The sequence below is a fragment of the Phycisphaerales bacterium genome (assembly GCA_029268515.1).
Lineage (GTDB): Bacteria > Planctomycetota > Phycisphaerae > Phycisphaerales > SM1A02 > JAQWNP01.
In genome coordinates this window covers 345,369-360,296 of sequence record JAQWNP010000001.1, presented here as the reverse complement: position 1 = coordinate 360,296, position 14,928 = coordinate 345,369, and the positions used below count along the sequence as shown (strand labels likewise).

The 14,928-nt window shown below is 51.4% G+C and carries 8 protein-coding genes; 6 read left to right on the top strand and 2 right to left on the bottom strand.

Annotated elements, in window-relative coordinates; translation table 11 throughout:
* Both P8J86_01420 and P8J86_01415 read left to right on the top strand, forming a co-directional pair.
* A partial coding sequence (locus P8J86_01420) for a hypothetical protein (GenBank protein MDG2053346.1) occupies nucleotides 1-2,758 on the top strand: 2,758 nt, incomplete at its 5' end.
* Between the two features lie 208 nt (nucleotides 2,759-2,966).
* Nucleotides 2,967-3,722, top strand: a complete 756-nt coding sequence (locus P8J86_01415; GenBank protein ID MDG2053345.1) for a hypothetical protein — start codon at nucleotides 2,967-2,969, stop codon at nucleotides 3,720-3,722.
* A gap of 369 nt (nucleotides 3,723-4,091) precedes the next feature.
* On the opposite strand, the gene P8J86_01410 is transcribed toward P8J86_01415, so the two are convergent.
* Nucleotides 4,092-5,141: a hypothetical protein gene (locus tag P8J86_01410; GenBank protein ID MDG2053344.1), complete on the bottom strand. Its 1,050-nt coding sequence runs from the start codon at nucleotides 5,139-5,141 to the stop codon at nucleotides 4,092-4,094.
* A 313-nt stretch (nucleotides 5,142-5,454) separates the two neighbouring features.
* Between P8J86_01410 and P8J86_01405 the strand changes: the two genes are divergently transcribed.
* The 4 genes from P8J86_01405 (at nucleotide 5,455) to P8J86_01390 (ending at nucleotide 13,183) form a co-directional block, all read left to right on the top strand.
* Entirely contained in the window at nucleotides 5,455-6,459 is a 1,005-nt protein-coding gene (locus P8J86_01405; GenBank protein ID MDG2053343.1) for a type II secretion system protein, read from the top strand.
* A gap of 188 nt (nucleotides 6,460-6,647) precedes the next feature.
* Nucleotides 6,648-7,670 (top strand): MoxR family ATPase, encoded by a 1,023-nt coding sequence (locus tag P8J86_01400; GenBank protein ID MDG2053342.1) that lies wholly within the window; start codon nucleotides 6,648-6,650, stop codon nucleotides 7,668-7,670.
* Nucleotides 7,671-7,706: 36 nt separating this feature from the next.
* Nucleotides 7,707-9,698, top strand: a complete 1,992-nt coding sequence (locus P8J86_01395) for a BatA and WFA domain-containing protein (protein MDG2053341.1) — start codon at nucleotides 7,707-7,709, stop codon at nucleotides 9,696-9,698.
* Between the two features lie 314 nt (nucleotides 9,699-10,012).
* Nucleotides 10,013-13,183, top strand: a complete 3,171-nt coding sequence (locus P8J86_01390) for a protein kinase (protein MDG2053340.1) — start codon at nucleotides 10,013-10,015, stop codon at nucleotides 13,181-13,183.
* Here P8J86_01390 and P8J86_01385 read toward each other — a convergent pair whose 3' ends face one another.
* Nucleotides 13,184-14,926 (bottom strand): hypothetical protein, encoded by a 1,743-nt coding sequence (locus P8J86_01385; protein ID MDG2053339.1) that lies wholly within the window; start codon nucleotides 14,924-14,926, stop codon nucleotides 13,184-13,186.
* Nucleotides 14,927-14,928: the final 2 nt, after the last annotated feature.

The following is a 14,928-nucleotide window of genomic DNA, read 5'->3' as shown; positions in this document are numbered from 1 at the left end:
CTCCGATGGGGCGGCTGCCGACCGCTTCGGCAGAAGCGTTTCAATCTCAGGTGACTATGCCGTCATTGGGGCGTATTACAGCGACGACGATAACGGAGTTGCTTCCGGCAGTGCGTACATCTTCGAGCGCGATGGAGCAGGGAACTGGAATGAAGTACAGAAGCTGACCCCCTCTGATGGAGCGGAGTTCGACTACTTCGGCAACAGCGTTTCGATCTCCGGTAACTATGCCGTGATTGGCGCGTACGGTGATGACGACAACGGCGCCAACTCCGGTAGCGCGTATGTCTTTGAGCGCAGTGGATCCGCTGGCAATTGGTCAGAGGTGCAGAAGCTGACCGCCTCTGATGGAGCGGGAGGTGACAAGTTCGGCTACGCCGTTTCGATCTCAGGCAACACAGTGGTGATTGGCGCGGATTCTGATGACGACGACAACGGCGATGCTTCCGGCAGTGCGTATGTCTTTGAGCGCGGTGGCGCTGGCAATTGGTCAGAGACGCAAAAGCTCACTGCTTCTGATGGTGCGGGGTTCGACTTCTTCGGCATAAGCGTATCAATCTCAGGCAACACAGTGGTGATCGGGGCAGACAATGATGACGACAACGGCACCAACTCCGGCAGTGCTTATATCTTTGAGCGCAATGGAGCGGGCGTCTGGTCAGAGACGCAAAAGCTGACCGCCTCTGATGCAGCGGAGTTCGACTACTTAGGCTGGAAGGTTTTAATTTCAGGCGAGGCCCTGGTGGTCTCGGCGAATTTAGACGACGACAACGGCGTCAACTCCGGTAGCGCGTATGTCTTTGAGCGTGATGAAAAGGGCTTCTGGTCAGAGACGCAAAAGCTCACCGCCTCCGATGGAGCGGCTGGCGACGAGTTCGGCGATAGCGTTTCGATCTCCGGTAACTATGCCGTGATTGGCGTGGGCGGATACGGCGGCAACTCCGGTAGCGCGTATGTCTTTGAGCGCGATGGATTTGGCAACTGGTCAGAGGTGCAAAAGCTCACCGCCTCTGATGGAGCGGTTGGCGACTACTTCGGCTGGAAGGTTTTAATTTCAGGCGAGGCCCTGGTGGTCTCGGCGAATTTCGATGACGACAACGCCGACAACTCCGGCAGTGCGTATGTCTTTGAGCGCGATGGTGACGGAATTTGGCAAGAGATACAGAAGCTGACCGCCTCTGATGGAGCGGCGTCCGACTACTTCGGCAGAAGCGTTTCAATCTCAGGCAATAAAGTGGTGATCGGTGTGGATTGGGATGACGACAACGGCAACAACTCCGGTAGCGCGTATGTCTTTGAGCGTGATGGAGCGGGCAACTGGATTGAAGTCCAGAAGCTGCTGGCCTCCGATGGGGTAGCGTTCGAATTATTCGGCAGAAGCGTATCAATCTCAGGAGAGACGGTGGTGGTCGGAGCGTACAACGATGCCGGGTCCGGCAGCGCGTATATGTTCGATCTCAACAGTGTCCTCAACCTCGATTACGGAAACCGAGGCTATGGCACGCTGCAGGCAGCCGTCAATGAGGCAGTTTCCGGTGATCGCTTGGCGGTCCGGTCAAACGCCTTCGACGTCGATGGCATTGTCAACCTTTCTTCAATGCCACTGACCTTCATCGCGGTTGAGCCGATCGAGATGGGCGCGGATCTGATGTTGCTACCGGCTGATGGCACGTCCTTTGTCGATTCCGGTGATGTTGATCAGGCGGGGTGGGTCCTTTCAGGCAGTCTTATCGCCCCAATTTCAGGAACGCTTGTCTTAAGCAGTTTGGACTTTGCCGAAGGTGGTGAGCTCGTCCAGAACGATGCCAGTCTGTTTGCCTACAGCGACGTCAACAATACGTCCGGGACGGGCTACCTGGCAGGCATCGTATTTTCGGATGATGGCGTCGTTTCAACTGGTGACGAGGGTGTCAATAAGATCACCCGAGATACGGATGTCTATGCAGACTACAACAACGCGGGCACCACCACAGTGCATCGCGGCACACTCTACATCTATGGCGATCTCACAGACACTGGCACGATGGCCGGCAACTATGACACGGGACCCGTGCGAGATGGCGGCCGCGGTGGTCGTGGTGGCGGACGCAGCGCCGCAGCTGACGCGCCGCAACCAGGCGATGGTCTAAATATCGGCGGCCACTACGAACTTGGTTCTGATGCTTCGCTGACCATGAGCGACTTTGACTGGACGCTCGCCGTCGGCGGCGATCTTGATATCGCCATCAACGACCACACGCGCTTTGCGATGTCGGGCTCGACGTTCAAGATGACGGGTTTGTCTGGCGGCGATCAACTCTTTGAGCTGATGAGCCTGGACGTCGGTGAAGATGCCGATGGCTTTGATCCAAGCTTGCCAGGTAGCTTCCCAGTAGGCACGTTTCGTGTTGCAGCTGGTACCACAGTCAACCTTGCAGATAACCATGACAACGCAGGCGACGGTAGCGCCGTATGCGAAGCGTTGTATGCGACCAACATTATTGTTGAAGCAGGCGCCACACTTTCAACCGGTGGCTGCGCGGTGTACACCGAAAACGCGACGATCAACGGCACGGTTGATGGCGAGATTATCATTATTGACACGAGCTGTCCTGGTGATGCCACAGGTGACCTCTTGGTTAACCTCGCTGACTTTTCACAGCTGCTGATCGACTACGGCACGACTGGCGAGAGCCCAGCAGATTTCAACGGTGACAACATTGTTGATCTCGATGACTTTTCAATACTGCTGGTCAACTTCGGCAATAGCTGCGAGTAAAGTCGAGGTTAAAGTCTCGGCTTGCGCTTAATAAGAAAGATCGATCAACAACCCCGGCCTTAAACCGGGGTTGTTTCATTGGTGGGCAGCGATTTTCAATGATCTTCGATTTTGATCGTGGTGCCAGCCACAAAACGGCATAGATCATGGTGTCCGATCATGTCTTTTGCTGTTTTTGATTCAACAAATGAAAATGGAGTCCTGGACTATGGCACGCTATTTGTCTGTTTTGATGCTCTTGGTGGCCGGGCAAAATGTCGTGGGTCAAGCTGCTGATGAATGTGCTTTTTCTGAGCCTGAAAAGCTGACCGCCTCTGATGGCGATTCGTCGGACTACTTCGGCTTAAGCGTTTCGATCTCAGGAGACTATGCCGTGATTGGTGCACCAAGCGACGACGACAACGGCGAGACTTCCGGCAGTGCCTATGTCTTCGAGCGCGATGGCGCTGGGAATTGGTCAGAGGTGCAAAAGCTGACCGCCTCTGATGGGGCGGGAGGTGACTGGTTCGGCTACAGCGTTTCGATCTCAGGTAACTATGCCGTGATCGGGGCTACAGGCGATTACGACAACGGCGAGTATCCCGGCAGTGCGTATGTCTTTGATCGCGATGCCGGCGGCAATTGGTCGGAGGTACAGAAGTTGACCGCCTCTGATGGGGCGGGAAGTGCCAGGTTCGGCTACAGCGTTTCGATCTCAGGTGACTATACCGTGATTGGTGCGCGCCTCGATGACGACAACGGATCGAGTTCCGGCAGTGCGTATGTCTATAAAATCCAGCCAGGGCCACCAGTCTGCTTGGGCGACACCAATGGCGATCTGATTGTGAACCTGGTTGACTTTACACAGCTGATGGTTGACTACGGTACGACTGGCGATAGCCGAGCAGATTTCAACGGTGACAACATTGTTGATCTCGATGACTTTTCAATACTGCTGGTCAATTATGGAAATAGCTGCGAGTAAACGCAGCCACTTGTTTGGCTGATTTCAAAAATAAAAAGAGGTCCGAACACGAGGTTCGGACCCTTTTTTTTTAGGACATTCGCGGCTGTGTGAGCCCCCCCATCACAGCTGCTCCAGCCCCTTTTTTTTGCCCCTCACGGGCAGATCCCATGGTAACTGTTCGATGGCAATGCCGGCGCTACAAATTCCATAGTTTTGCAATTCAATACAATTCATTCATAAGTTGTTTATAGAGCGTGTCCTATGGATGGTTCTTTGCTGGTATTGAAAAAGGCAGCCTCCAATATTCGGAGCGGCCTTTTCATCTGGTTGTTTTAGGGGGCACCGCTTCTTCTGTCGCGGTGTCTTTGGAATCATCAAGAGTGAAAACTATGGGCAGCATCCATAGTTAATCAGCAGCGTCGAAAAGTCATCGAGATCAACGAAGCCGTCTTGATTGAAGTCTGCACTGCAGCAATAGCATTCGCCAAACTGAATCAAGAGAAGACTGAAGTCGCTGAGGTCGACATGACCATCACGATTTGCATCACCAGCTTGAGGTGGATCGGTGTGCTCTGTCACAACCATGTTCAAGGATGGGGCTTGAGCCAATCCGAGTGACACAGCAATGTTCTCGCTGGCGTAGATTGCTGGATAAGCTGCTGGACCAGTTCCCGGCTGGGATGCAGGACTTAGGCTCGTGATGGACAAACTGATATACCCATCACTGAGGCCACCGTTTAGATAGCACTGAATTTTTGGATCAGAGACATCAAGATCGAACTTGAGAATTGAACCTTCCGGCACGAGATCACCTGCAGGGAATCGTTCAATGACACCAATAGCCATCGGCTGTGGATCAAAACCCTCCACCACATTGTTGGTGATATCAATCAGCTCGCCATCGGTATCGATATCTGCTGGGAAAGCAGCACGAAGATTGGGATCGCCGGCAGTGCTGTAGGGGCCATCGTCGCCATAAGTCAGGCCGGTATAGCGATCTCGAAAACCTGTGGCCGATAGGATGACTGGTCGGCCAGGGTCGTTGTCGATCGAGCCACTTCCATCGATGTAGGTCTGGTATGCATCTAAAGTTGGATCGTAGGTGAAGAACAGATCGTTTGAGATCATTACTGTGAGCGTGGCTGATTGGATGGTATAGCCGAGCTGTCCGAGTCCAGTTTGTATGGAGCTGCTGGTGTCGTAACCAAGCAAGCATTGCCCATCTCGGTCATCAAAGAACTCTTCGCCAATGGCACCAAAGATCGAAATGACTGGGCGAGCCCCAGGCGTACCGTTAAACGGGTAGACCCAACGATCAGCTGTTGGAGACGGTAAAGCGACATTGATCTCCTGAGCTGAGGCGACACCTCCAATGGCGGCGGTGAGCAGTGCCATTGTGAAAAGTGCGGATCGTCGGTTTTTGTATTGTGAATTCATATTCTTCAAGGGTCCTTCTCATCTTACGTATCGAAGCTCGGGATGGCCCAGATAAACTCCAAATACAGCGTTGTAAGATGTTGGGCTGCAATTATTTGCAAATTGTGAATTGGTATCCAGGTCTTAAGATTGGCGTATCTCGCTTTGTCTTATTCTCGATCATGAAGCACCTTTGATAAGGCGCTTCGGTGAACCACTATTTCTACCAGCGCTGATGGTATGATGTCAACACAAATGAGACTGGGTCTCAATTAAAAATGAGACTGAGTCTCAATTCCTGTAGACACACGTCCATGATCGAACGTATATTTCCATGTCTATGTCTTGCCCAGCATCACAATTCGGCTCCCGAAAGGCGCCCCGCTCAGCCACTGAATGGACCAGCAGGGGGTTTTCCTTAATAGAGATACTGGTTGTTCTGGGCATCATTGTGATCCTGGCGGCGATCGTTCTTCCATCGCTCTCCAGCGTCAATTCAGTTGCGTCCATGGCAGAGGAATCCACCGCCGCCAGACAGCAGCTCAAGGCTTATCGTGACTACTCTCTCGACAATAATGGCAAGATCATGCCGGGGTATTGGAACCGCTATCAAGACGATAATCCCGCCACCAGTTTTGATGAGAGCTCATGGCCATTCCTCGAGGCAAGGGATGATACTGGTCGAGTTATTCGCGATTCGTCTGTGGCCGGTCCAGTTTCTGCACGTTACCCATGGCGCCTTGGCGCTTACATGGACTACCGACTTGCAACGATGTTTAGTGGTGAGCAGGCTGACTATTACAACACGGTCAAAGAGAGCCTTGAGCCTTCGAGCGTCTGTTATCTCTACACACTGAGTCTCTATCCTTCACTGGGCCTCAATACCATGTGGCTAGGTGGCGATACCAATTACACAGCAGATCTTGCCCCGAGCGTCGAGGCGATGACTGGAAAGCTCTATGCGGACCGGATGTCAGAAATTCGCCATCCAGCCAAATTGATTGTTTTTGCGTCAGCGCATGAGGTCAATCACAGCCAGCCGGAAATTTCGTGTGTTGAGGCTGTTACAACCGCCTCTGGATTGCAGGCGGGTAACTTCCGTGTGCTCTCGCCAATTTGGAACCCACTTTCAGGTCAGAACCCCTGGGAAGAGACCTACGATCCGCTTAAGCCTGACAACCATGGCTTTGTTGCAACACGCGATGGCCGAAAGGTCGTGACGGGCATGATCGATGGAAGTGTCAATCAGGAGCCGATTGATGCACTTCGGGATATGCGTCGCTGGGCGAACCAAGCTGATAGCCCAACATGGGATGCCTTTTCATCCCTCGTCCCCTGATCACGGCCGACCAATGGGCCCCCAAATCCAGGCTCGTTAAGTCCAAAACACGCTCCTATGGATCTTCTTGGCTACCAATAGCTCGTGAAGCCAAGCGATGAGATTGATATTCAGTTCGCAAGCTTGAGCCGTTCCGTTCTTGTGCTCGCTGGCATACCATTGTCATCACAGAAACTTGGGAGTTACCTATGAGCGCACCGTCAGATCAGCAAGCAATCGAAGCCGCAGCCGCCAGCTTCCGCGATGATTATCAATCTGCCAAGGAGCAAATTCAGCTTGCCATTGTTGGTCACGACGAGATCATCGATGGTGTTCTTACATGCCTTTTTGCTGGAGGGCATGCATTACTCGAGGGTGTGCCTGGTCTCGGTAAAACGCTTTTAATCCGATCACTCTCTGAGGCACTTCATCTTCAGTTTTCACGTATCCAGTTTACGCCCGATCTCATGCCGGCAGATATCACCGGTACCACGATCGTGGCAGAGACCGAAGAGGGTAGGAGCTTTGAGTTTCGCAAGGGACCATTGTTTGCGCAGATTGTCTTAGCTGATGAGATAAACCGGGCTACTCCGAAGACACAATCAGCACTCCTCGAAGCAATGCAAGAGGGATCTGTCACCGTAGGTGGTACGACCTATAAACTTGACCCACCCTTCTTTGTGATGGGGACGCAAAATCCTATTGAGCAGGAAGGCACATACCCGTTGCCCGAAGCTCAGCTCGATCGATTCTTCTTTAAGCTGGAAGTTGGATATTCAAGTCGTGAGGATTTAGCGGAGATTCTTAATCGCACGACCACTGGCCATTCACCCAAAATTAAACAAGTGCTCTCAGGTGATGCGATCATGAAACACCAGCAGCTGGCGCGTCGCGTGCTGATTGCGCCGCATATTCAAGATTATGCAGTCAGGCTGATCTTGGCGTCTCATCCCGGAGGTGACTTGGCAACACCACTGGTTAATCAGTATGTGCGGTTTGGTGCAAGCCCTCGAGGCGCTCAAACGCTCGCACTTGCTGGCAAGGTGCGGGCGCTACTCGATGGTCGCGCTCATGTGGCGGTTGAAGACATTAGAGCAGTGGCGTTGCCTGCAATGCGTCATCGTGTACTTCTGAACTTCGAGGGCGAAGCTGAGGGCAAGTCAACAGATGATATTCTGACTAATCTAATCGAGACACTACCAGCTGATGTTCCGATGGCTTCGACCACATAACACACGTTTGATCTTCTACGGTTCATTGGTGGCACGTTGACTTTTCTCGCTCCCTTTTCCGCACTTGTAGCAGCAATCGTGGCAGGCACGATACTGGTCGCTCTGTACATGCTTCGGTTATTGCGACCGACTGTTCGTGTGCCGAGCACTTTGCTTTGGCTGCAAAAACGACAAGACGTTGAGGCGAACGCACCGTTCCAGCGTTTGCACTGGTCAGTCCTTTTATTTATTCAACTTCTTATTGCTGCATGTCTTGTTCTGGCATTGGGACAGCCTGTGACAAGTGGTTCTCTTGAGGTCGCTGGTCGAACAGTTTTGTTAGTAGATCAAACGGCCTCCATGAATATGGTTGGCAGTGATGGTCTGACAAGACTAGATCATGCGAAACGCAAAGCCATTCAATTGGTTCGTGATGTTCTCGGCCAATCATCGACTGGAAATAACCAGGTAATGGTTGTTGGCGTCGCATCGCAGCCACAAATTCTCACTGGGTTTCAGTCAAACCTTGCTGTGGTGGAACGTGCTATTGAAAATCTTGAGCCCACAGATGAATCAGCAAATATTCGAGAGGCAATGGAGCTGGCGGCGAATATTACTCAAGGTTCATCCGATCAAGATGATGCACCTGGTGTTGTGTTTATTTCAGATGGTGTGGGCGCCCGTCCAGGTCTCGACGGCATTGATACGGATATTTTGGCTTCAGCAAAGGTGCATTGGATTCCAATTGATGATGGGCTTGAAGCCAATATTGGCATTGTGTCTTTTAGTGCACGGCGGGATCATCGTGATCCAGCCGAGATTCGTTTGCTTGCCCAAGTCACCAACAGTAGTGATCAGCCCATTGAAAACACAGTTATCTTTGAGGTTGTGTCCGGGCAGTTGGCAGGTGAAATGTTAATCGAGCCTCTCAGTCTGCCAGGGGCAACATCTGAAGGTCCGGGCAAAGCAGTTGTTGCGGGACGAATGCAGATGGCATCTGCAGGTGTTCTCACAGCGTCTCTCGGCACAGAGATAGGTTTGAGCGCAGATAATCAGGCATCGGTTGTGATCGAAGCACTTAAGTTGCCAAAGGTCGTTGTGATAACGCCCGACGAGCAGGCGCCCGATGCTTTTTTGATAGCCATGCTCGAAGCGCTTGTTCCTGGTGGATGGGAACAGTGGAAATTCTCTACGTATGAAACCAAGATGGCGAACTTGGGTCGTTCCATCGATGGGGCAGAGGCGCAACCGATATGGAGTGGAAGTGACCTCATTATTTTTGATGGTATTGCCGAGGAAATAGATCTGGAAAAGATACCTGTTGACTCAATCACATTTAAGCCTGCTGCTAATGATGCATCTACTGGTCGCCGACTTATTAGTTGGGATCGTACAAATCCACTCCTGCAACATGTCGCTATGGACGACTTGGTATTCGTCCCTGGTGAACCAATCAGTAAAAAGGACCAACTTAAGGTCATTGCGGATGGGCGTGATGGACCAGTGATTGCCGTTACTCAGCAAGATTTACGCAAGCATCTGATTGTGGGCTTTCAACTATCACAGAGCACGTGGCCCCTTCAACCCGGAGGGATTGTATTTATGCAAAATGCACTTGATCTACAAGTTGGTGGAGGGGCCGGCGCCCAAGCTCGTTCTTATCAGCCTGGTGAGATGGCTCAAATTAAATGGCCTTCACGCGCTAAGTCGCTGCAGCTCAATGACACAACAACGATGCAATTGCCACCCCTAAAAAACAAGATGACCACAACCCAGTTACCACAGATGGCTGGGCTTTATGAGGTCACTGATAGTACTGGGGCCGCAGTCCAAGGCACATCCAGCCAACGATATCTCGCTCTTAATCTAGCGAGCCCCACCGAGTCCGATCTTCGTCGTGTTCCACGTGTTGACGTTGGGGGACGATTAGTCGCAGCTGGTGGCCCAGTGCAAGGCCTTCATGCGCTATGGCCTTGGCTTGTTGCAGCGGCATTCTTGTTGCTGTCGATTGAGTGGCTGGTCTATATGGCTCAAAGACGCAGTGCCTAGCAAGGTTCTCTGCCCAGAAGGCACCAGTACCCGTATCGATAAAAACGCAGCCAGAAAGCCCTTTAAAAGGCAAAAAAGGGAGACTGTCTTCCCAGATGTGGGATCAGAGTTGGCTGGTGCTGCTGACAGAAATCACTGAAACAATGAGATGAGCGTGAGAGTAAAATTATAGAAGCTCGTTTCTTTGGTAGCTTGACGATTGGTGAAGTGGTAAATGCGTTGGGCGTTTCCAAAACAACTTTTGAAAGTGACTGGCGAAGGGCCAGGGCTGGGCTGTTACATGAAGTCGCAACAGAGGGAATGTAGGCGCCGCTATGGATGCTGATAGGTTCAATAAGATTCAAACGATTTTTGAAGCGGCCGTACAGCGGCCAGTGAGCGATCGCTCGGCTTTTCTCGATGAGGCCTGTGGTGACGATGTCACGATTCGACGTGAGATAGAGGATCTGCTTCATTGTGATCAAGAAGCAGATGAGCTTCTTAATCAACCAATCTTTGATGTGAAGTCGATGGTCCAGAAATTTGAAGAAGATTCTGGTACATCATTGCGACCAATGCCTGAAGCAATTGGCGCATACAAAGTGATTGATATTCTGGGCCGTGGTGGGGTGAGCGTTGTTTACCGAGCTCAACAACAGAGCCCGCGCCGTATGGTGGCAATAAAAGTACTCGAGTCTTCTGAGCCGTCTCCAAAACTACTGCGACGCTTCGAATTGGAGTCACATTTGCTTGGGCAGCTTGAGCATCCTGGCATTGGCCGAATCTATGAGGCTGGCGAAGAAGACGGGCGAGCCTATTTCGCGATGGAGTTGATTAATGGGAGTCACATCACCGACCACTGTCGCAATAATAATCTCGCAGTTGACGATCGGCTGAGGATCTTTATGCAGGTTTGTGACGCAATTGGCTTTGCGCATCAACAGGAAGTGATACATCGCGATCTAAAGCCCGCCAATATTCTTGTTGACACAAGTGGTCGGACTAAGATTGTTGATTTTGGCATTGCGCGACTGACTTCAGTCAGTCGTGATATGACCACGGTACACACTGCAATCGGGCAACTGCTAGGCACCATTCCCTATATGAGTCCGGAGCAGATTGCTGGCCGGCATGACATTATTGGTCCGACCTCTGATATTTATAGCCTTGGCGTCATCTTGTTTGAATTGTTGGTTGGAAGACTTCCTTACGATTTGAGCGACAAGACATTGCCGGAAGCAGCTCGGACTATTCGAGAAGAAAAGCCAGAATCGCTCGGTTCCATCAGTCGAGAATTCCGCGGGCCACTTGATGAGATTGTTGCTCGCATGCTTCACAAAGAACCAGATGAGCGTTATCAATCTGCCTCTGAAGTGCTCGATGATATTGAACTTTATTTGCAACATGGAGATTTAGCTGTGCCAACAGATGTTGTCATTCATGAGCCACGTAGTCGCAAGGAGCCAGCACCAAACTCGCATCGCATCGCATTGTTTGGCTTGCTGATGCTGATATTGCTCGTTATTGGTTTGTCATTAGCGTTAGGTTTGTATTCTCGCTCTGAGCGCAATTATCGAACATCGGTTCGACAAGAGTGGATCACCCGATTAGCGGCCGCTGAAGCGCTACTGCAACTCGGGCAGGTCGAGCAAGCTCAAGTAGCACTCGAGGGTGTTCCAGATGAAGGTCGAGATTGGGAGTGGCTTCATCTTCAATCGCGATTAGATGGCAGTCTTGATTTACTCATGTCCACATCTGCACCACTTTGCGCGATTGCGGCCTCACGAGATGGGCTTCAATTTGCCGCCGGTGATGTTGAGGGGCATATTTATCTGTGGCAGCTTGGGGATGCCGAGCCAAAGGTGCTCAAAGCTCACACGGGCACCGTGACTGCTTTGGACTTTGATGAGCAAGGCGACTTGCTCGCATCTGCATCCCAAGACACAACAATTCGTGTTTGGGATACATCGTCAGGCAATAGCAAAGGCGATATCCCAGGTCATGCTGCTGCAGTGACCTCCCTGAGTTTTGAACCAGGCAGTCAGCACATTGTTTCAGGTGGCCTCGATGGGATCGTGAATCGATGGGATGTTCGTACGAGTGCATTGCTTGATTCAATGCCATCTTTAGATGCCGTTGGCCCAGTTGCGTTCAGCCCAGATGGAACGAGAGTTGCTCGAGCCGACGGAGCTGATGGTGTTGGTATTTGGCGGCTGGATGGCAATGCGCAAGAGCCTCTTGTTAAACAAAGACCTTTTGATGGTCAGACGGGTCCCATTGAAGCGATTGTCTGGAACCCCAGCTCGACCCAAGTAGCGATGATCGATGAAGACGGAGCCGTGCGCATTATGGATGCACAAAACGGTCAGGTCATCAGTCGGTGGTACGCACGTGACGGCGCCGTCAAGAATATGTTGCTGCAAGATAATGTTGTCACATTGGCAAGCCAGGATCGGGTGATTCATCGTTTCGATGCGATGACAGGCAAACCGCTGCCTGGCTTGATTGGTCACACCTATGGTGTCCGGTCAATTGCACCGGCAGGACAGGATCTATTGGTTTCCGCATCTTCGGATGGCACCGTCCGAAGGTGGGATATTGGTGATCTCAAGCAGCAGCAAAATCGAGTCGGTCATCGTTTTTCAATGCGTGATAATGGCAGTGAGCTACTGGCACTTCATGGATCACCGCATACCAATGTCGTTGATCTTTGGTCGCTTGAATCAGTCAAGGCAAAGAACCCTGCACTCAGCGGGCTCAATGCACGTGATGCTGTTTTTGCGTTTGATGAACAAAGTCTTTTTGTGCTGAGTGATGATGGAATGCGCATCGAACAATGGAATCCATCGCAGGCACAACCCATGCGAGAATGGAACTTGCCACAGCCCGCCCATCGTCTGGTCGTTCATCCCACTGGTGGTTTCATTGCTGCCTATAGCCCCGATATGCCACTGCTCGCAGTGCTCGATCTTTCGACGGATCAAGTGAAGTTGCTTGATGAACCTCGGTCACCCATTGAGACGGCGGTCTTTATTAAAGAGGGGCCACGATTAGTGACCGGACATACAGATGGCACCATTCATTTGTGGGAAGTGGTAAGTGGTCAACGTGTTCCTTTTCAAGGGATGCATGAGGGGGCGGTTCACTTTGTCAGAATCACACCAGATCAGGTTGCCCTGGTTTCTGGCGGCGATGATGGCATGGTGCGTCTTTGGAGTCTGAATAATCTGACCATGGACATCGAGTTTGGTGGAAACGTCGGACCACTCACCTCAGCTGCCTTTCATCCTTCAGGGGATCGTCTTCTGACTGGCGGTGCTGATACGTTTATTCGTATTTGGGATCCAGTCTTAGGAGATCATGTACTCGCGCTTACCGGGCATCAGGCAGCGCTCACAGACATGGCGTTTACTCAAAATGGTGAACAGTTGATCACTGCTGACCAATCTGGAAGCATACGTATTTGGCCAATCACGACGAGCTCGCCATTGGAAACAACGCAGTAACTAGTGATCTTCATTTTCAGACGGGAAGTCAGTCCAAGTGGTCAGATCAACTTCCACCCGGCCTGGCTCAATATTCCATGGCAGCGATGGGAGTGGGGCCGTTTCTATATTTTTTGAATAAGCATGGGCGCGAACAAAACCAAGCAAGGCCATGCTTGGCTGATTTGTAGCATTGTCATGCAACCACTCATCAGGAATTGTGATGCGTGCAAGCCAGCGATCTGTTTCCCTTTTTGTATGTGCAGTGACCGCCGGTGGCAATTCTTCTGAGTTCAGGTGTGTGATAGAACCATTAGCTTCAATGACAATAATCCGAGGGTTTGCTTTGCCAATGAATATTGCAACAGCCTCACGTTCACGTATGTCTTCTAGAGTGTTGATAGGGAAGGCAGATGGCGGCTTCATATTGTCTGTCGAGCTTGGTTGAGGTGGTGTTCGGCAGACAAACATGAGTTCCCACTGCTGGGAGACACGGCGAAACTCAACGAGGGTGAGTTCTTCCGGTGAGGGGGCTAAAGAGGCGCTTCTTTGCAGAGCAGCAAGTGTATGTGGTGGGCTAAGAGGGCCAAACGTGAGGCCAGGTGGTTTAATTTGGAATCGGCCGGGGCCGAGATCCAGTTGTTCAACCTGTCCGTGGACTTCTGCCTGAAGCGTGTTTGGCAGTGATAGTGGATCGATTTGGGTGATGCGCTGAGGCAACAAATTGATCTGATCGTTTGGTGTTGGGCGACTTAATTTTGCGTTTGTTTCTTGGAGTCCTTTAAGCTCAATGGCTAAAGGGATGCCTTCGCCAAGCCAATGAAACCTTGCAACAAGCTGACGTGCGTATCCATTAATCGCAGTCAGTTCAACCTCTGGGCCAGCGATGTTGTTTGCGAAGAGCAAGACCAGGTTTTGGTGATCGCACCACTGCAACGCACGTCTTGTCATGTCGTGATCACTGAGTTGAAAATTAAGTAGATCACTTAACAGAGACCAAGTGATATTAGGATCGGCGACCCAGAGAGCAATAACGCGATCTTTAAAGGTCCCAGTTTGCGTCAAGAGATCGCAGCATGTTCTCGCAACACCTGGATTCACTTCTGCGAGTCTTCCTAATCCAATCGACCATAAGTTGATGTAGTGGGTAGCGGTGAGTTGATCGATATGTGCTTTATTGAGAAATGGTGGAGGAGATCTTTCTAATCGAGCGGCCAGGAGCCACCATCGCCACTGAGATAATGGATCTTCGGGCAAGGGACGGCCTGCCCCTGAATGTCGAAGTAATGGCGGGCGGCCTTTTGAGTTAAGGCCTGCTGGTACAGGATAGAGAGCGGAAATTTCCGGAATATCGCGCCACACTGGTTGTAGTGTCTGACCGAGCAGCATGATTGGGCCGTCGCCATCCTTAGGAAGCGGTGCCAGGAGTAGCGCTTGCCCGGGGCTCTCTGATGCATCGTCGTCTGATCGAATGAGTCGAACAGAAAGTGGCGCTGGTTTTGAGGTCCACGTGATACGGGATCTCGGAGTCGGTTCCATCCAGACAACGTGTCCAGAAACTAATTCGCCGTTGCTGAGTGTGATGTCGATAAGCTGCGGCCATGTGGTCTTGCTTGGTGCGCGGAGTGGAATGGCCATGACACCACCGCGTGGTGCAATGGGATTCAACAAAGTTGTGTTGATCGAATCGGCGTTACTCGTTAACAAAGTCAGATGTAAAATGACTAAGAAAGCTGGTATGGAATATGAAGTATGGAGAGCCATGG

Bases quoted from the DNA above. Each gene is read 5' to 3' on its own strand.
- P8J86_01400 (MDG2053342.1), top strand. From the start codon at position 6,648: ATGAGCGCACCGTCAGATCAGCAAGCAATCGAAGCCGCAGCCGCCAGC.
- P8J86_01405 (MDG2053343.1), top strand. From the start codon at position 5,455: ATGTCTATGTCTTGCCCAGCATCACAATTCGGCTCCCGAAAGGCGCCC.
- P8J86_01410 (MDG2053344.1), bottom strand. From the start codon at position 5,141: ATGAATTCACAATACAAAAACCGACGATCCGCACTTTTCACAATGGCA.
- P8J86_01385 (MDG2053339.1), bottom strand. From the start codon at position 14,926: ATGGCTCTCCATACTTCATATTCCATACCAGCTTTCTTAGTCATTTTA.
- P8J86_01415 (MDG2053345.1), top strand. From the start codon at position 2,967: ATGGCACGCTATTTGTCTGTTTTGATGCTCTTGGTGGCCGGGCAAAAT.
- P8J86_01390 (MDG2053340.1), top strand. From the start codon at position 10,013: ATGGATGCTGATAGGTTCAATAAGATTCAAACGATTTTTGAAGCGGCC.